Origin of the sequence: Actinomadura formosensis (assembly GCF_050948385.1) — a bacterium.
Taxonomy (GTDB): domain Bacteria; phylum Actinomycetota; class Actinomycetes; order Streptosporangiales; family Streptosporangiaceae; genus Spirillospora; species Spirillospora formosensis.
Genome location: NZ_CP192011.1, coordinates 1,759,332 through 1,775,288, shown reverse-complemented (window position 1 = coordinate 1,775,288; position 15,957 = coordinate 1,759,332). Strand labels below are relative to the sequence as shown.

17 protein-coding genes are annotated in these 15,957 nt (G+C 73.0%); 5 read left to right on the top strand and 12 right to left on the bottom strand.

The genetic code is table 11. The features are described from left to right. Nucleotides 1-104 precede the first annotated feature (104 nt). Entirely contained in the window at nt 105-1,478 is a 1,374-nt protein-coding gene (locus ACQP1N_RS08315; RefSeq protein ID WP_067794875.1) for an FAD-binding oxidoreductase, read from the top strand. Between the two features lie 15 nt (nt 1,479-1,493). Beyond that, nucleotides 1,494-3,044 (top strand): acetolactate synthase large subunit, encoded by a 1,551-nt coding sequence (locus tag ACQP1N_RS08310; protein WP_433230183.1) that lies wholly within the window; start codon nt 1,494-1,496, stop codon nt 3,042-3,044. On the opposite strand, the gene ACQP1N_RS08305 is transcribed toward ACQP1N_RS08310, so the two are convergent. The 10 genes from ACQP1N_RS08305 to fdxA form a co-directional block, all read right to left on the bottom strand. Further along, nucleotides 3,013-4,620 (bottom strand): xylulokinase, encoded by a 1,608-nt coding sequence (locus tag ACQP1N_RS08305; protein WP_433230181.1) that lies wholly within the window; start codon nt 4,618-4,620, stop codon nt 3,013-3,015. The genes ACQP1N_RS08310 and ACQP1N_RS08305 overlap by 32 nt on opposite strands. A 17-nt stretch (nt 4,621-4,637) precedes the next feature. Continuing rightward, a complete protein-coding gene (locus ACQP1N_RS08300; RefSeq protein ID WP_067795001.1) occupies nt 4,638-6,038 on the bottom strand; it encodes a pyridoxal phosphate-dependent decarboxylase family protein in 1,401 nt (466 codons plus the stop codon). A 133-nt stretch (nt 6,039-6,171) separates the two neighbouring features. Beyond that, entirely contained in the window at nt 6,172-7,314 is a 1,143-nt protein-coding gene (locus tag ACQP1N_RS08295; protein WP_433230178.1) for an acyl-CoA dehydrogenase family protein, read from the bottom strand. 77 nt (nt 7,315-7,391) lie between these two features. Then, nucleotides 7,392-8,888: a polyamine aminopropyltransferase gene (locus ACQP1N_RS08290; protein ID WP_433230175.1), complete on the bottom strand. Its 1,497-nt coding sequence runs from the start codon at nt 8,886-8,888 to the stop codon at nt 7,392-7,394. A gap of 116 nt (nt 8,889-9,004) precedes the next feature. Continuing rightward, the gene (locus tag ACQP1N_RS08285; protein WP_433230173.1) at nt 9,005-9,445 is read right to left on the bottom strand and encodes a DUF350 domain-containing protein; all 441 of its coding nucleotides are present in this window, start codon (nt 9,443-9,445) and stop codon (nt 9,005-9,007) included. A gap of 10 nt (nt 9,446-9,455) precedes the next feature. Beyond that, on the bottom strand, nt 9,456-9,890 hold the full coding sequence (locus ACQP1N_RS08280) for a DUF4247 domain-containing protein (protein ID WP_067794890.1): 435 nt from the start codon (nt 9,888-9,890) through the stop codon (nt 9,456-9,458). Next, nucleotides 9,887-10,387, bottom strand: coding sequence for a DUF2617 family protein (locus tag ACQP1N_RS08275; protein WP_433230170.1), 501 nt, complete (start codon nt 10,385-10,387; stop codon nt 9,887-9,889). Before ACQP1N_RS08275 ends, ACQP1N_RS08280 begins: the two co-directional genes overlap by 4 nt. A gap of 2 nt (nt 10,388-10,389) precedes the next feature. Next, nucleotides 10,390-11,016, bottom strand: coding sequence for a DUF4178 domain-containing protein (locus ACQP1N_RS08270; protein WP_067794895.1), 627 nt, complete (start codon nt 11,014-11,016; stop codon nt 10,390-10,392). Between the two features lie 146 nt (nt 11,017-11,162). Beyond that, nucleotides 11,163-12,248 carry a succinyldiaminopimelate transaminase gene (dapC, locus tag ACQP1N_RS08265; protein ID WP_067794897.1) on the bottom strand — a complete coding sequence of 362 codons (1,086 nt, stop codon included), beginning with the start codon at nt 12,246-12,248 and terminating at the stop codon, nt 11,163-11,165. Nucleotides 12,249-12,332: 84 nt separating this feature from the next. Beyond that, entirely contained in the window at nt 12,333-12,659 is a 327-nt protein-coding gene (gene fdxA, locus ACQP1N_RS08260; RefSeq protein WP_067794899.1) for a ferredoxin, read from the bottom strand. Between the two features lie 112 nt (nt 12,660-12,771). Between fdxA and ACQP1N_RS08255 the strand changes: the two genes are divergently transcribed. Further along, complete coding sequence (locus ACQP1N_RS08255) at nt 12,772-13,041, top strand: putative acetyltransferase (protein ID WP_067794902.1); 270 nt, start codon at nt 12,772-12,774, stop codon at nt 13,039-13,041. On the opposite strand, the gene ACQP1N_RS08250 is transcribed toward ACQP1N_RS08255, so the two are convergent. After that, entirely contained in the window at nt 13,038-13,895 is an 858-nt protein-coding gene (locus tag ACQP1N_RS08250; protein ID WP_433230165.1) for a polysaccharide deacetylase family protein, read from the bottom strand. The genes ACQP1N_RS08255 and ACQP1N_RS08250 overlap by 4 nt on opposite strands. A gap of 87 nt (nt 13,896-13,982) precedes the next feature. Then, nucleotides 13,983-14,315 (bottom strand): hypothetical protein, encoded by a 333-nt coding sequence (locus tag ACQP1N_RS08245; protein WP_433232618.1) that lies wholly within the window; start codon nt 14,313-14,315, stop codon nt 13,983-13,985. A gap of 46 nt (nt 14,316-14,361) precedes the next feature. Here ACQP1N_RS08245 and ACQP1N_RS08240 point away from each other — a divergent pair, with 46 nt between their 5' ends. Both ACQP1N_RS08240 and ACQP1N_RS08235 read left to right on the top strand, forming a co-directional pair. Next, a complete protein-coding gene (locus tag ACQP1N_RS08240) occupies nt 14,362-15,168 on the top strand; it encodes a class I SAM-dependent methyltransferase (protein WP_242608810.1) in 807 nt (268 codons plus the stop codon). 70 nt (nt 15,169-15,238) lie between these two features. Next, entirely contained in the window at nt 15,239-15,898 is a 660-nt protein-coding gene (locus tag ACQP1N_RS08235) for a hypothetical protein (RefSeq protein WP_067794911.1), read from the top strand. The last annotated feature ends 59 nt before the right edge of the window (nt 15,899-15,957 follow it).

Here is a 15,957-nt window from a genome sequence, read left to right as displayed (position 1 = left end):
TCGCGGGGGACCTTCGGCCCGCGGGTTCGGGCCGGAAGTCCCCCTACCGGGGGCGGGCGGGTGGCGTCACACTTGCCGACGTGACCTGCCGGTGGGAGGAAGCCATGACGGATGTCCGGACGGCGCTGGCGGAGGTCGTCGGTGCGGAACATGTGCTGTCGGGCGACGCGGTGCCCCCGGACTACGGGCGGGACGAGTCGCTGGGCGTCGCCGGGGTGCGGCCGGACGCGGTGGTGCTGCCCGCGCACACCGAGCAGGTCGCGGGCGTGCTGCGGGTCGCCTCCGCGCACGGGGTGCCGGTGACCGCGCGGGGGGCGGGGACGGGCCTGTCCGGTGCGGCGGTGCCCTGCGCCGGCGGGCTGGTGGTGTCGTTCGAGCGGATGAACCGGGTCCTGGAGATCGACGCGGACGGGCAGGTCGCGGTCGTGCAGCCGGGCGTCACACTCGGGGAACTCGACCGGGCGACCGCCGGGAAGGACCTGGTGTACCCCATCTTTCCCGGTGAGGACGGCGCCACCCTCGGCGGGACGATCGCCACCAACGCGGGCGGGATGCACGCGGTGAAGGAGGGGGTGACCCGGCATCACGTCCTCGGGCTGGAGGCGGTGCTCGCCACCGGGGAGGTGATCCGGACGGGCGGCCGGTACGTGAAGACCTCCACCGGATACGACCTGACGCAGCTCATCGTGGGGTCGGAGGGCACGCTCGCGCTGGTGACGGAGGCGACGCTGCGGCTGCGGCCCCGGCTCGCGCACCGGGCCGGGGTGCTGGCGCCGTTCGCCCGCGTGGAGGCGGTCACGGCGGCGGTGCCCCGGCTGACGGGCGGCGGGCTGGACCCGCTCGTCCTGGAGTACGTGGACGTCCTCGCCATGGCGGCGATCACGCAGAACGCCGGGCTGGATCTCGGCGTGCCGCAGGAGGTCCGCGACACCGCCGGCGCCTATCTGCTGGTCGTGCTGGAGAACCGTTCGGCGGAGCGGCTGGAGGAGGACGTCCGGGCGCTCGGCGGGCAGCTGGCGGACCTGGGCGCCGCCGACGTGTACGTCCTTGCGGACGGGCCCCTCCGGAAGCTGGTCACGGCCCGGGAGAAGGCGTTCTGGGCGGCCCGGAGCGCCGGGGCGGACGCGATCGTCGACGCCGTCGTGCCGCGCGCCGTGCTCGCCGGGTTCTTCACCGCCGTCCAGCGGATCGGCGCGCGGCGCGGGGCGCTCATCGGCGGGTGCGGGCACGCCGGGGACGGCAACGTGCACCTGTCGGTGTTCCAGCCGGACGCGGACGCGCTGGCCCGGGTGATGGACGAGATCCTCGCGGCGGCCGTCGAGTGCGGCGGCGCGATCAGCGGGGAGCACGGCATCGGGCGGGAGAAGAGCCGCCACTTCCGCGCCCTGGAGGATCCGGTGAAGGTGGAGCTGATGCGGCGGATCAAGACGTCGTTCGACCCGGACGGGATACTGAACCCCGGGGTCCTGTTCGGCTGAGCTGGGGAGAGGCAGATGAACGGCGCTCAGGCCATGGTGCGCACGCTGGCGGACGCCGGGGTCGGCGTGTGGTTCGCGAATCCGGGCACGTCCGAGCTGCACCTCGTGGCGGCGCTGGACGGCGAGCCGCGGGCGAGAGGTGTGCTGTGCCTGTTCGAGGGGGTCGCGACGGGCGCCGCCGACGGGTACGGGCGGATGGCGGGCGGGCCCGCCGCCGTCCTGCTGCATCTCGGCCCGGGGCTGGCGAACGGGCTCGCCAACCTGCACAACGCGCGGCGGGCGAAGACCCCGGTCGTCACGGTGATCGGTGACCACGCCACCCACCATCACCGGTTCGACGCGCCGCTGCAGTCGGACATCGCGACGGTGGCCGGGTCGGTGTCGGCGTGGATGCGGCTGCCGCAGACCGCCGCGGACGTCGGCCCGGCCGCGGCGGACGTGGTCGCGGCGGCCCGGGCGGGGGGCGTCGCCACGCTGATCGTGCCCGCGGACGCCGCCTGGTCGGAGGGCGGGACGGTGGCCGAGGCCCGGCCCGCCCCGCCGCCCGCGCCGGCGGCCGGCGACGCGCTGGAACCGGTCGCCGCCGCGCTGACCGGCGGTGAGCCGTGCGTCGTGCTGATCGGCGGGGCCGCGACCCGGCGCGCGGGGCTGGAGGCCGCCGGGCGCATCGCGGCGGCGACCGGGGCGCGGGTGCTGTGCGAAACGTTCCCCGCCCGGCTGGAGCGCGGCGCCGGTGTCCCGCCGGTGGAGCGGCTCGCCTACCTGGGCGAGATGGCCTCGGCACAGTTGGCGGGCGCCCGGCACATCGTGCTCGCGGGCGCGCGGCGGCCGGTGACGTTCTTCGCCTATCCGGATCTTCCGGGCGACCTGGTGCCGGACGGCTGCCAGGTGCACGACCTCGGCGCGAACCCGGCCGAGTCCCTTGCCGGGCTCGCCGACGCGGTCGCCGGGGACGCGCGTCCGCCCCGGCAGGCCGCGGCGCGGCCGGAGATCCCGACCGGGGCGCTCACCGCGGAGACCGCCGCCGCCGTCATCGGCGCGCTGCTCCCCGACGGCGCGATCGTGTCGGACGAGGCGAACACGTCCGGGCTGTGGCTCGCGGGCGCCACCGCCGGCGCGCCACCGCACGACTGGCTCACGCTGACCGGCGGCGCGATCGGCCAGGGCCTGCCGGTCGCGACCGGCGCCGCGGTCGCCCGCCCGGACCGTCCCGTCATCTGCCTGGAGGCGGACGGCAGCGCCATGTACACGATCTCGGCGCTGTGGACGCAGGCCAGGGAGGGCCTGGACGTCACCACCGTCGTGTTCAACAACGGCGCCTACGCGATCCTGTCGATGGAGACGACACGCGTCGGCGCCATGGCGGCACCGCCCGCGGCGGGGACCATCGCCCGGGACATGGTCGACCTGTCGCGGCCCTCCCTCGACTTCGTCGCGCTGGCGTCCGGCATGGGGGTCCCCGCGTCCCGCGCCCGCACGGCCGAGGAGTTCGCGGACCAGTTCGGCAGGGCGATCGCCGAGCCGGGCCCGCACCTCATCGAGGCGGTCGTGCCCCCGCTGGGGTAAGCCCCGACGGGTCCGGCACCCGGCCCCGCGCGAGGCGGCGGAACATGCGCCGCTGGCTCTGGTACAGGCCGGGGAACTCCCGGTAGAGGCGCTCGTACTCCGCCGCGGCCGAAGGGTCCGGGCGGAAGACGCGGTCGACGCCGATCCGGACGTCCTCGCGGCGGACGGCGCCCAGCGACAGCCCGGCGAAGACGGCCTGGCCGCGCAGGCCCGCGTTGATCGGATCGGCGACGCGCTCGACGGTGCGGCCGAGCACATCGGCGTGGATCTGGCACCACAGATCGGACCGGGCGCCGCCGCCAATCACCCTGATCGGGTCGAGGCGGCGTCCGGCGAACCGCTCGACCGCCTCGTGCAGCCACCGGTCGTTGTAGGCGACGCCCTCCAGGACGGCGCGGATGAGATCGTCCTGCGTCGTGGTCAGGGACAGGTTGTGGAAGCCCGCGCGGGCGTCGCGGTCGTCGACCGGTGAGCGTTCACCGTCCAGCCAGGGGGTGAAGAGCACGCCGTGGCTGCCCGGCGGGACGGCGGCGGCGCGGGTCACCAGCCGCTCGTAGTCGGAGTCGCCGGTGGCGGGCGCGCCCAGCACGGTCTCGTTCAGCCACTGCAGGCACCGGCCGCCGGTCTCGTGGTTGTTCGCGACGACGTAGGAGCCGGCCGACAGGCCCGGCACGCTGGCGATCGACCGCAGCACGTCGGTCTTCTTGAACGGCACCGACAGCCCGATCCAGGACGTCGTGCTGATCGCCAGATGGGCCTGGAAATCGTCCAGCGTCCCGGCGCCGCAGACCGCCGCGTGCAGGTCGGGCAGGCCGGTCACCACCGGCAGCCCCTCGGGCACCCCGAGTTCGCCGGCCGCGTGACCGGTGACGGTGCCGACCACCGAGCCGATCGGGCACAGCGGCGGAAGCCTGCCGGCGTCCACCCCCGCCCGGCGGGCCAGGTCCGCGTCGTAGCGCAGCACGTCCGGGCGCCGGTTGTCGGTCAGCCAGGCGGCCGTCATCGAGGCGTGCGTGGCGGCGGCGACCCCGGTCATCCGCATCGTCAGGTAGTCGACCGGCTCCAGGAACCAGCGCGCCGCCGCGTACACCTCCGGCATGTCGTGGCGCAGGAACAGCAGATGCCCGATCGGGTCGGCGCCGGACGGCGACGGCGCCCCGCCCGTCCTGCGGACCCAGGTCAGCGCGTTGCGCGGCGCGAACCCGGCGACCGGCCCGGCGATCAGGGCCCGGGAGTAGGGCGCGCCCCGCGTGTCGTCGTACAGCAGGCAGTCGCCGACCGGGCGGCCCGCCGCGTCCACCGGCACCGTGCTGGCCCACTGCCCGGTGCACGACGCCGCGACGAGCTGGTCGGGACGGACCGCACCGGCGGCCATCACCCGCCGGGCGGCCTCGGTGAGCAGCCGCCACCACTCCCCCGCGTCCTGGGTGGACGCGCCGCCGCCCGGCCGGCGGGTGGTGAGGAGGGCGAACTCGCAGCGGGCGATCTCCCCGGTGAGCGAGACCAGGCCGACCTTCAGCCCGGTCGAGCCGAGATCGACGGTGAGGACGTACTGCTTCTGCGGCACGGATGTCATCGGTGGCTCCGGCCGGGTCAGCGGGCGGCCGGGGGCAGCGACTGCTGGGTGTCGAGCATCCCGGCCATGATCTGCCGGATGAAGTCGTCCGCCTCCTCGGTGAGCCCGCCGGGCACGCCCCCGTACACCGCGCCCGACATGGGCTTCTCCCCCGCCGCCTCCCTCTCGGCGGCGTACCGGACGGCGGCGGCGAGGTCGGCGGCGAAGGTCTCGGCGACCCCCGGCCGGGTCTGCGGCCGGGTCACCGCCATGTGGACGGCGTTCGGATACTGCTGGCCGTTGAGCCGCCAGCCGCGGCCCGCCATGAAGTCGTACACGTGGTAGATGTCGAACTCGTCGGAGGTGAAGCTGAACAGGAACGTCGGGTCGCCCAGCACCCGCAGTTCGGGATGCGACCGGACCGCGTCGATCATCTGCCGCGCGGTGGCGAAGATCCGCTCGGCGTGGCGGCGGTATCCGGAGCGTCCGAGCTTGACCATCCCCGCCCAGGTGGCGGCGAGCAGCCCGCCCGACCGGGAGCCCTCGATGCCCGGCGACAGGTACTTCCCGCCGCTCCACCCCGCGTTGAGGAAGTACAGCTCGTTGCGCAGCCCGCTGTCGCGGAACAGCAGCGTGGACGTGCCCTTCAGCCCGTACCCGTACTTGTGGGTGTCGGCGGAGATGCTGGTCACGCCCGGCAGGCGGAAGTCGAAGACGGGGACGTCCAGGCCCAGTTCCTCACCGAACGGGAGGATGAACCCGCCGAGGCAGGCGTCCACGTGCAGGCCGACGCCCCGGGCCAGTGCCAGCTCCGACAGCTCCGCGATCGGGTCGATCGTCCCGTACCCGTAGTTGCCCGCCGAGCCGATCACCGCGATCGTGTCCGCGTCGATGAGCCCGGCCACGGCCCCGGCGTCCACCAGGGTCGTGCGGGGGTCGGCCGGCGCCCGCCGCACCTCGATGCCGAACAGGTGCCCGGCCTTGTCGAACGCGGGATGCGCGGTCTCCGGCTTGACGATGTTCGGACGCGTGACGCCGCGATGGCGGGCGGCGGCGTCCCGGTAGGCGAGCATCGCGTGCAGGATGCTGCCGGTACCGCCGGTCGTCACCACCCCGCCCGGCGTGGTGCCGGTGACGGCGCCGGCGTGCATGAGGTCGAAGGTCATGGCGAGGATCTCGCCCTCGAACTTCGTCGCGCTGGGGAACATGTCCCGCTGCAGGGCGTTCGCGTGACCGAACAGGCCGTACGTCTCGGTCATGAAGGCGTAGTGGTCGTGGTCGCCGCAGTAGATCGTCCCGGACGCCTTGCCCGTCTCCCAGAGGGCGTCCTCTCCGGCCGCCATCTCCCGCAGCTCGGCGAGGATCTCCACCGGGGGCCGCCCCTCCTCGGGGAGCCTCCGGTGGACCTCGAACCGGCCGGCGTAGGGGTAGTCCGTCACGTGTGCCGCCCTCCGCTCCCGCGCGTCCGCCTCGTCACGGAGCGCCGTAGGCACGATCGTGGAACCGATCCACCGGCGGGGCATAGGGGCTTTCGTCCCCCCTGACCGGTGCCGTTGGGCCCGGGCGGGGCGGTCAGACCCCGAGACCGCGGCCGATGATCTCCTTCATGATCTCGGTGGTGCCGCCGAAGATCGTCTGGATGCGGACGTCCTGGTACGCCTTCGCGATCGGGTACTCCGTCATGTAGCCGTAGCCGCCGTGGAGCTGGACGCAGCGGTCCACGACCCGCTTGAGCAGCTCGGTGTTCCACCACTTGAGCATCGCGGCCTCGTCGGCGGTCAGCTCGCCGGCGCTCTCCTTGACGATGCACTCGTCGGTGAAGGCGCGGGAGACCGTCAGCTCCGTCTTCATCTCCGCGAGCGTGAAGCGGTTGTGCTGGAACTTGCCGATGGGACGCCCGAACGCCTCCCGCGTCTTGCAGTATTCGAGGGTCTGCTCGAACGCGGTCTCGGCGGCGGCCTGCGCGGTCGCGCCGATCGACAGCCGCTCCCGGGCGAGGTTCCGCATCAGGTAGATGAAGCCCATGCCCTCCTCACCGAGGAGGTTCGCCTTCGGGACGCGGACGTTGTCGAAGAACAGCTCGGCGGTGTCCTGGGCGTGCATGCCGACCTTGTCGAGGTTGCGGCCGCGTTCGAAGCCCGCCATGCCGCGCTCGACCACCAGGAGGCTGACGCCCTTCGCCCCGGCGGCCGGGTCGGTCTTGGCGACCACGATGACCAGGTCGGCGAGGATGCCGTTGGAGATGAACGTCTTCGACCCGTTCAGGACGTAGTCGTCGCCGTCCCCGACCGCGGTGGTCCTGATGCCCTGCAGGTCGGATCCGGCGGCGGGCTCGGTCATCGCGATCGCGGTGATGATCTCGCCGGAGCAGTAGCCGGGGAACCAGCGCCGCTTCTGCTCGTCCGTGCACAGCTGGCGCAGGTAGCCGCCGTTGATGTCGTTGTGGACGGCGAACCCGGGGCCGTGGACGCCGGCCTTCGCCAGCTCCTCGTTGAAGATCACGTAGTAGCGGTAGTCGGGGTTGCCGCCGCCCCCGAACTCCTCCGGCATGTCGATGCCGAGCAGGCCCGCGCGTCCGGCCGCCAGCCACACCTCACGGGAGACGATGCCGTCCTTCTCCCACTGCTCGTGGTGGGGGGCGATCTCCTTCTCGATGAAGGAGCGCACCATGTCGCGGAAGGCGTGGTGCTCGTCGGTGTAGATGTCGCGTCCCATCCGGCGGTCTCCCTCAAGTAAGTGAGTGCTGATACAGGGCCAATGTATCTGCCGTCCGCCGGTCGGTGCCCACCTGATCAGGCGTTCTTCCACTCCTCGCCCTCGTACTCGACCAGGCGCGGGTGGACGAGGGTGTTGACCTCCACGTCCCGGCCACGGCGGTCCTTGGGGAAAACCGTCGACGCCTGCAGGACCGCACTGTCAAGGAAGCGAAGCCCAGTGAGGTCGGGTGCGAGCTTGAGCGCGGGGGGTTCCTTGGTAGGGGACGCCAGGACGAACCCCCAGTCACCGAAGCTCGGCACGTCCACGTGGTACGGGGTGGTCGCGAGACCGGCGGCGGCTATCGACTTCTGGATGCTCCAGAACGACTTGGGCGCGAAGTACGGCGAACCCGACTGGACGACCATCCGCCCGCCCGGCGCCAAGGCCCGCTTCACCATCCCGTAGAACTCGACCGAGTACAGCTTGGCCGTGGCCACGTCATCGGGGTCGGGCATGTCCACGATGATCGCGTCGTACTGCTCGTTCAGGCCGCGCAGCCAGGAGAACGCGTCAGCGGTGACGGTCTCCACGCGCGGATCCTCGAAGGAGCGGTGGTTGAGGGACGCGATCGGCCCGTAGGTGCGGGCCAGGCGCAGCATTTCCGGGTCCAGTTCGACCAGCGTCGCGCTCCGGACGTCCTTGTAGCGCAGCACCTCGCGCAGCGCCAGCCCGTCCCCGCCGCCGAGAACGAGCACCCGGCCGTGCGGCCCGGACATCAGCGGATGAACGAGCGACTCGTGGTACCGGTACTCGTCCACCGAGGAGAACTGGAGATCGCCATTCAGGAAGAGCCGCAGGTCCGGCGGGCCGAGCCCGGCCTGCCGGGTAATGACGATCTCCTGGTACCTCGTGCGCTCCGCCACCGCGATCGGGTCGCTGTAGAGCGCCTGCCGCGCCGACACCTCGAACCCGTCCGCCAGCGCGTAGACACCGCCGAGCACGGCGAGGACGGCCACCATGCCGAGCGCCAGCGCGGCCCGCGCGACCCGGCCGAGTTCGCGGCGGAACAGCCACAGCACCACCGCGACCCCGGCGACCGCGTTCACCACGCCGACCAGCAGCGCGCCCTTGATGTGCCCGAACGCCGGCAGCAGCAGGAACGGGAACGCCAGCCCGCCGACCAGCGCGCCCACGTAGTCGGCGGCGAACAGGTCGGCGACCGCCGACCCCGCGTCCTGCCTGCGGATCCGCTGCAGCAGCGTCATCAGCAGCGGGATCTCCGCGCCGATCAGCGCGCCGACCGCGAACGCCACCACCACCAGCGCCGGGACGTACAGGTCGAGCCACGCGAACGCCGCGTACAGCGCCAGCACGGAGACGCCGCCGACCAGCGCGAGCGCGCCCTCCACGACCGCGAACGCGACGATCGCGCGGCCCTGCAGCGGCTTCGCGGCCAGCGACCCGACGCCCATCGCGAACACCATCACCGACAGCACGATCGACGCCTGCGTGACGGAGTTGCCGACCAGGTAGCTGCCCAGCGCGACCAGCGCCAGCTCGTACACCAGCCCGCACGCCGCGCACGTGAACACGGCCGCGAGGATCAGGGTGCGCGCGAACCGTACCGGGACGCGCGGCCTTCCCGGCCCGTCCGCCCGGGACGGTTCCGGGTCGGGCGGCCGGACGGCCCGGTCCAGATCGCGGGTCGTCAGGAGACCGCCCCGGCCACGATCGCGGCGACGCCCAGGTCGGCGGCGGCGACGACCCACCCGGCCGGGTGGATGGCGGTGCCGCCGCCGTCCGCGTCGACGAGCGTCGCGCCGAGCCTGCCCGGCGTGATCACGTCCAGCAGGAAGAACGAGACGACCATCAGCACGATGCCGATCGCGCCGAACACGGCGGTGTCGACCAGGCCGGCGCCCAGGTCGTTGTCACTGGTGACGATCGCGGTCGTGACGATCATGCCGATGCCGAAGAGCTTGACCGCGAGCAGCAGCGCCGCGCCGCGGTTGCCCTCGGTCCAGATCTGCTTGCCGAGCCTGCCCGGCGTCGTCACCTCCACCACCAGGTAGCCGAGCGCCATCAGCGCGATCCCGACCGCCCCGTAGGCGAAGGTCGCGCCGATCTCCCGAAGGATGTCGTCGTTCATGTGCCGCTCCTCATTTGCCCGACCCTGGGCCGCCGCCCCGGAACGACGCGGCGCCTCTGCTGTTCCATCCGTGGCTTCCGGGGCTCGCCCAGCGCCCGCCGACATGGGAGTAGTAGCGGCCGTAGCCGCTGCGGGGATTGTCGACCGTGATCCGGCTGCCCGCGCCGTCCGGCAGCACGCCGACGACGAGATTGGGGTAGCGCATGAAGATGCCGCCCGCCGCGCCCATCGCCGCCATGTCGTCCACGCGGTCGATCGGCTTGAACTTGCGGCCGATCTCCGAGGCCACCGTGTACGGAGCCTTCGGGGAGCGGTAGGTGCCCGCCCCCGCCCGGGAGTACTTGTCGGCGATCCACGACGACTCCGACTGGCCGCAGCCGCCGAGCGCCGCGGTGGTCACGGCGGCGGCGAGCACCGCGCCCGCCACCCGGTATCTGCTGTTCACGATGGTCTCACCAGCCGGCTCCGTGTCATCACGATCTCCCGGGTCTGCGGGTAGGCGTGCCAGGTCCGCCAGCCGAATCCCGGCTCCCGCGTCTCTTCCAGTGCCAGTGCGGTGACGGCGTGCGGCGAACCGGGGAACGCCCCGGTCAGCGCGTCACCGCGGTCCGCGAGCCGCGCGCACACGGCCTCGACGGCACGGGCGAACGCCGTCCCGTCACGGTGCGCGGCGGTCGTCGCGGTGAACTCGTAGGCCCAGCCGGGCACGCGCGTCGCGGCATGTCCGGGCAGCGGCTCGGCGGCATCGGGCAGGCACGCCACCGTCTCGCTCAGCGGACCGGCGATGACCTGGTGGGACGCGCCGAGCAGGCGCAGCTCCACGGTCAGGCCGGCGCGCTCCGCCGGCAGCACGGCGAGCGCGTCCAGCGGCGGCAGCCCGAGCGCGAACGAGAGCCCGTCGGCGCGCGCGTCCGCGTAGGGGGTGTCGAGGGTCGCGCGCAAGGTCAGCTACCGCCACCCGGGTAGATCGTCATCGATCCGGCCGGGACGCGTTCGCCGAGGCCCGCCTCCCACGGGCCGCCGCCGTACTGCTCGAACGACAGGTACTTCCCGCGCGGGCCCTCGTAGTCGACGTACTCGACCCGGCCCTGGACGCCGACGCCCGTCGTGCCCTCGCTGGTGTAGTCGGCGGTGCCGTGCTCGTCGCGGCGGTACTCCACGCCGTCCACGACGATGGTCTTCTCACCGGGCGTGAGGTCCCCGGCGTCGTACTCCGTCCACCAGACGACCTCAAGGTCCGGGTCCTCCTCGACGGAGACCCACACCTTGGTGCCCTCGATGGTGTCGGCGTCGAGGAGGTGCTCGCTCCAGGTGAAGCCGCCCTCCTTCAGCCGCAGCGAGCCGCGCACGAAGTAGCGGGTGCCGAGGTACTCGACCATGTCGCCGGCCTTCAGGGCCCGCGGGTCGCCGGCCACCTGGTCCTCGGGGGCGAACGGGTCGCGCGGGACCACCGGGGCGGGGGCCGCAGGAGCCGAACGGCGCCGCAGCAGGACGAGGATGAGCACGATCAATGCGACCAGGATCAGCGCCAGCAGGATCACTATCGCCGTTCCGCCCACGGACACCTCCATCGTTTCGTCGATATGGGCGCAGACCAGCGGATCCTATCGACTGCGGCCTATCAAGCCCATACCGCGATGAGACGTATCAAATGCACCACGGGTTGCACGCGGGAATCGGTGATCCGTTGCGAGAGCGGGACCGGGCCGCCCCCGGGTCAGAGGCGGTCGACGGCGGCGGCGACGCGCTCGTCCGTCGCGGTGAAGGCGATCCTGATGTGCCGGGCCCCGGCCGGGCCGTAGAACTCGCCGGGGGCGACGAGGATACCGAGGGACGCCAGGTGGGCGACGGTGTCCCAGCACGGCTCGTCTCCCGTGGCCCACAGGTACAGGGACGCCTCGGAGTGGTCCACGCGGAAGCCGTGCCCCTCGAACGCGGCGCGCAGCGCGGCGCGGCGGCGCGCGTACCGTGCGCGCTGCTCGTCCACGTGCGCGTCGTCGGCGAACGCCGCGGTCATCGCGGCCTGCACCGGCGCCGGGACGATCATGCCGGCGTGCTTGCGGACCTCCAGCAGCCGCTTGACCAGCGCGATGTCGCCGGTGACGAACCCGGCGCGGTAGCCCGCCATGTTGGAGCGCTTGGAGAGGGAGTTGACGGCGAGCAGCCCCTCATGGGAGCCGTCGCACACGTCCGGGTGCAGGATCGAGATCGGCGGATTCCCCTCGTCCCAGCCGAACTCCAGGTAGCACTCGTCGCTGACGACGAGCGCGCCCCGGCCGCGCGCCCACGCGACGACCTTGCGCAGATGCTCGACCGGCAGCACCTTGCCGGTCGGGTTGGACGGCGAGTTCACCCAGACGATCTTCGGTTTGACCGGGCCGAGCGCGAGCAGCCCGTCGGTCGAGACGGGGGTGGCCCCGGCCAGCCGCGCGCCCACGTCGTAGGTCGGGTAGGCCAGCGCGGGGAAGACGACCTTGTCGCCGGGGCCGGCGCCGAGCAGCGTCGGCAGCCAGGCGACCAGTTCCTTGGTGCCGATGACGGGCAGCACCGCGTCCGGGTCGGCGCCGGACACGCCGGCGCGGCGCCGCAGCCAGCCCGCGACCGACTCGCGCAACTCCGGCGTCCCGTACGTCTGCGGGTAGCCGGGCGCGTCGGCCGCGGCGGTGAGAGCCTCCCTGACCGGCTCGGGCGTCGGGTCGACGGGCGTCCCCACGGACAGGTCGACGATGCCGTCCGCGTGCGCCAGCGCCCGCTCCTTGTAGGGCGCGAGCCGATCCCACGGAAAGTCCGGCAACGTGAACACGACCTTGTTCCTCCTCTGGAGACCCGGCGGGCCGCGGCCTTCCCGAAGCAGGGAGACCACGGCCCGGAAAGCGTGGGGCCCGGCTCAGTCGTCGTGGCTCTGCGGAGGGAGCGCGGCGACGATCGGGTGGTCCTTCTCGATCTTCCCCACCTTGGACGCGCCGCCCGGCGAGCCGAGGTCGTCGAAGAACTCCACGTTCACCTTGTAGAAGTCCTTCCACTGCTCGGGGACGTCGTCCTCGTAGTAGATGGCCTCGACCGGGCAGACCGGCTCGCACGCACCGCAGTCGACGCACTCGTCCGGGTGGATATAGAGCTGACGCTTCCCTTCGTAGATGCAGTCGACCGGGCACTCCTCGATGCATGCCTTGTCGAGCAGGTCCACGCAGGGCTGCGCAATGACGTAGGTCACGTCAGTGACTCCTCTCGGATTTCCGGCCCCGCCGCACGTCACGGCTCACCGCAAGCTCGCTGTGAATAGTATTGCCATCACGGCTCGGTCGATTCGACACGGGGGTCCTCAGATGTCAGCCCGCTTCGCCGCGCGGCTGGTGGTCTCCATCAGTGGCGCGGACGTGGGCCAGCGGATCTCGCTGCGCCGCCGCCTGCCTACGGGAGAGTACAGCGACGTCGTCGGCGTACTCGAATCGTGGTCCAACAAGACCCTCACGGTGCGCCGGCGCACCGGTGAGCTGGTCGAGGTGCCGGAGGAGACCATGGTCGCGGCGAAGGTCGTCCCGCCGCAGCCGCCGCCGCGCCGCCGTCCCCGCCGCGCGGAGCCGGGAGCCGGTTAGCCGGAGCCGGTGGGCACCGGGCGCGTGCGGGGCGGGCCTGCGGGCGATCCGGTCGGCGGCGGGCTCGTCTTCACCCGCTCGGGTGCGGGGAGGCGCTCGCTGTAGGTCTCGCCCGGCTTGAGGGTCCTGCCCTGGAGCAGCTCCGACACCGTGACGAGCGTGAACCCGCGCTTCTTCAGGCCCTCCACCACCTTCGGGACGGCCTGGACGCTCGTCTTGTGGATGTCGTGGAACAGGATGATGCCGCCGCGCTTCGGCTCCCTGGTCCCGACCCTGATGTTGCGGGCGACGTCGTGGTAGCGCCAGTCGAGCGTGTCGACGCTCCACAGGATCAGCGGCATCCCGACGGCCCGCCCGACGCGCTTGTCCGTCGCCCCGTACGGCGGCCGCATCAGCGTGGGCCGCACCCCGCCGGACGCCTCCGCGATGGCCTTCTGCGTCCGCTGGATCTGCGACCGGACCTCGGCGGACGACAGCGAGGTGAACTGCGGGTGCGACCAGCTGTGGTCAGCCAGCTCGTGGCCTTCGAGGGTCATCCGGCGGACGACGTCGCGGTGGGCGCCGACGTTCTCGCCGAGCATGAAGAACGTGGCGCGCACGCCGTCCTTCTTCAGCGTGTCGAGCAGGCCCGCCGTGTAGGGGCCGGGCCCGTCGTCGAACGTGAGCGCGACGCACGCGACCCGGTCGCAGTCGATCCTCCGGGGCGGAGGCGGCGCCGGCGGCGGGGCCGCCCGCGGCCGGTGGCTCAGCGTGGCCTGCTGGCCGGCCGTCCGCGCCCGCCGCTCGCCGGCATGGCTGCATCCCGCCACGAGCAGCAGCCCGGCACCGAAGACGGCGAATTTCCTGATCCGCACCACGCACCCCCGAACGTGTCGTCTCAGCCCGCCTCATACCCTCCGTGACCTGGGTGACACACGCCGCCAAGATCCGGAAGCGGCAGGTCAGATCCGGGCCTCGGGGAAGAGCCGGATCAGAACGTCCCGGTGCCACCCGGCGTCCCGGCCCGGCGGCGGGGCGAGGATCAGCGCGCCGTCGTCGGCCGTGCTGAACCGGACCTCGACGCCCGGGGCGAGTTCCCCCGGCGGCTCCCCGGTGGCCGCGAGATGCCGCGCCAGGGTGCCGAGGACGCGCGCCCAGCCGTCCCCCAGATAGGGCGGCAGAGCCTCGACGCGCACCTCGGGCAGGCCCCGCGCGGACAGCCCGACGGTGCGCAGCGTCAGCCCGTCCGGCCGCTCAGCACCGACGATCCGGACCTCGGACGTGACGTCCGCCATGCGCAAGACCGCCTCCTCGCAGGACTTTCTCGGATAAATTATGACAGTGAACTGGGCCGTGACGACGTATGACTCCGCCTTCGGGTATGTCTCCGCGCACGGTGCGCCCCTGGTCGATCTGCTCGACCCGCAGCCCGGCGAGCGGATCATCGACCTCGGGTGCGGCACCGGGACGTTCACCGCGGAGATCGCAGAGCGCGGCGCCGAGGTGCTGGGCATCGACGGCAGCCCGGACATGGTCGCGCAGGCGACCGCGCTGCACCCGGGCCTCTCCTTCGTCGTCGGAGACGCCCACGACTTCACCGTCGGCGACTCCTTCGACGCGGTCGCCTCCAACGCCGCCCTGCACTGGATGACCCGCGACCCCGACGCCGTGATCAGCCGCGTGCACGCTGCGCTGCGGCCCGGCGGGCGGTTCGTCGGCGAACTCGGCGGCGCCGGGAACTGCGCCGAGCTGATCGTCGCGATGCAGACGGCGTGGCGGGTGTTCGGCCTCGGCGAGCCCGAGCTGCCCTGGTACTTCCCGAGCCCGGCCGCGTACGCGACCAGGCTGGAGGAGGCCGGGTTCACGCTGCGGCTGCTGGAGCACGCCGACCGCCCGACCCGGATGACCGAGGGCCCGAACGGCGCCGCCGACTGGGTCCGCGCCTACGCGGCCCGCGCGCTGGCGGACGTCCCGCCGGAACTGGTGGACCCGCTGCTCGACCGGGTGAACGACCTGGCCGCGCCCGCGCTGCGCCGCGAGTCCGGGTGGGTCGCCGACTACGTGCGGCTCCGGTTCGCGGCCGTCCGCCGGTCGGACGGCGCCGCGCCGACGCCGTTCGGGCCGCCGGCGTCCGACCGGCCGCTCTGACCCGCCCGTCTGATCCGCCCGCTCCGATCCGGCCGCTCCGATCCGGCCGCGTCCCGCCTAGGGTGGGGGCATGCTGCGGTTGTACGACCATCGGACGGGACGTGCGGAGCCACTGCCCGCCGGGCCGGGCCTGCGCGTCCAGATCCTTCCCGGCGCGGGGTACCGCACGCTGGTGGTCGCCGATCTGCTGCGCCGGATCGTCCAGCGGTCCGGGCGCCGCGTCCGGCTGGTGAGCACCCCGGTGCCCCCGGACGGCGCCTGGGCGGACTACGGCGTCGCGCCGTTCGAGATGCTCGACGACCCGCTGGCCGACGCCGACGTCTACGTCTCCTCGGGCGCGGACGCCGACGCGTTGTGCCTGGCCGTGCCCGCCGAGACCGGCGTGAAGCCGCCGGACGCGCTGGCCGCGCGCCTGGTGATGCTGGAGGCCGCGTACCGGGAGCCGGTGGAACTGTCGGACGAGCGCCTGTCGGCCGCGAGCGCACGGCTGGACGCGTGGCGCGGCAAGCTCGCGGAGTGGGCGACCTCGCCGGGCCGCCCCATGAGCCGGGACTACGCGGCGCGGGCGGAGGCCGCGCTGGCGGACGACCTGGACAGCGCCGGCGCGCTCACCGTCCTGGACCGGCTCGCCGGGGACCCGGACGTCCCGCCGGGCGCGAAGCTGGAGACGTTCATCCACCTGGACATGGTGCTGGCGCTGGGCCTGGTGTCGGCGATCGGGAGCGTCTGATCACCTTCGTTGAAGGTGCCGCCGGTGCCCCTGGAAGGGCTAACTTCGTATGCCGTGCC

What these genes read in the sequence shown, in the direction of transcription:
- ACQP1N_RS08315 (WP_067794875.1), top strand. Translation starts at nt 105, where the DNA reads ATGACGGATGTCCGGACGGCGCTGGCGGAGGTCGTCGGTGCGGAACAT.
- ACQP1N_RS08310 (WP_433230183.1), top strand. Translation starts at nt 1,494, where the DNA reads ATGAACGGCGCTCAGGCCATGGTGCGCACGCTGGCGGACGCCGGGGTC.
- ACQP1N_RS08305 (WP_433230181.1), bottom strand. Translation starts at nt 4,620, where the DNA reads ATGACATCCGTGCCGCAGAAGCAGTACGTCCTCACCGTCGATCTCGGC.
- ACQP1N_RS08295 (WP_433230178.1), bottom strand. Translation starts at nt 7,314, where the DNA reads ATGGGACGCGACATCTACACCGACGAGCACCACGCCTTCCGCGACATG.
- ACQP1N_RS08285 (WP_433230173.1), bottom strand. Translation starts at nt 9,445, where the DNA reads ATGAACGACGACATCCTTCGGGAGATCGGCGCGACCTTCGCCTACGGG.
- ACQP1N_RS08270 (WP_067794895.1), bottom strand. Translation starts at nt 11,016, where the DNA reads ATGGAGGTGTCCGTGGGCGGAACGGCGATAGTGATCCTGCTGGCGCTG.
- ACQP1N_RS08255 (WP_067794902.1), top strand. Translation starts at nt 12,772, where the DNA reads ATGTCAGCCCGCTTCGCCGCGCGGCTGGTGGTCTCCATCAGTGGCGCG.
- ACQP1N_RS08245 (WP_433232618.1), bottom strand. Translation starts at nt 14,315, where the DNA reads ATGGCGGACGTCACGTCCGAGGTCCGGATCGTCGGTGCTGAGCGGCCG.
- ACQP1N_RS08235 (WP_067794911.1), top strand. Translation starts at nt 15,239, where the DNA reads ATGCTGCGGTTGTACGACCATCGGACGGGACGTGCGGAGCCACTGCCC.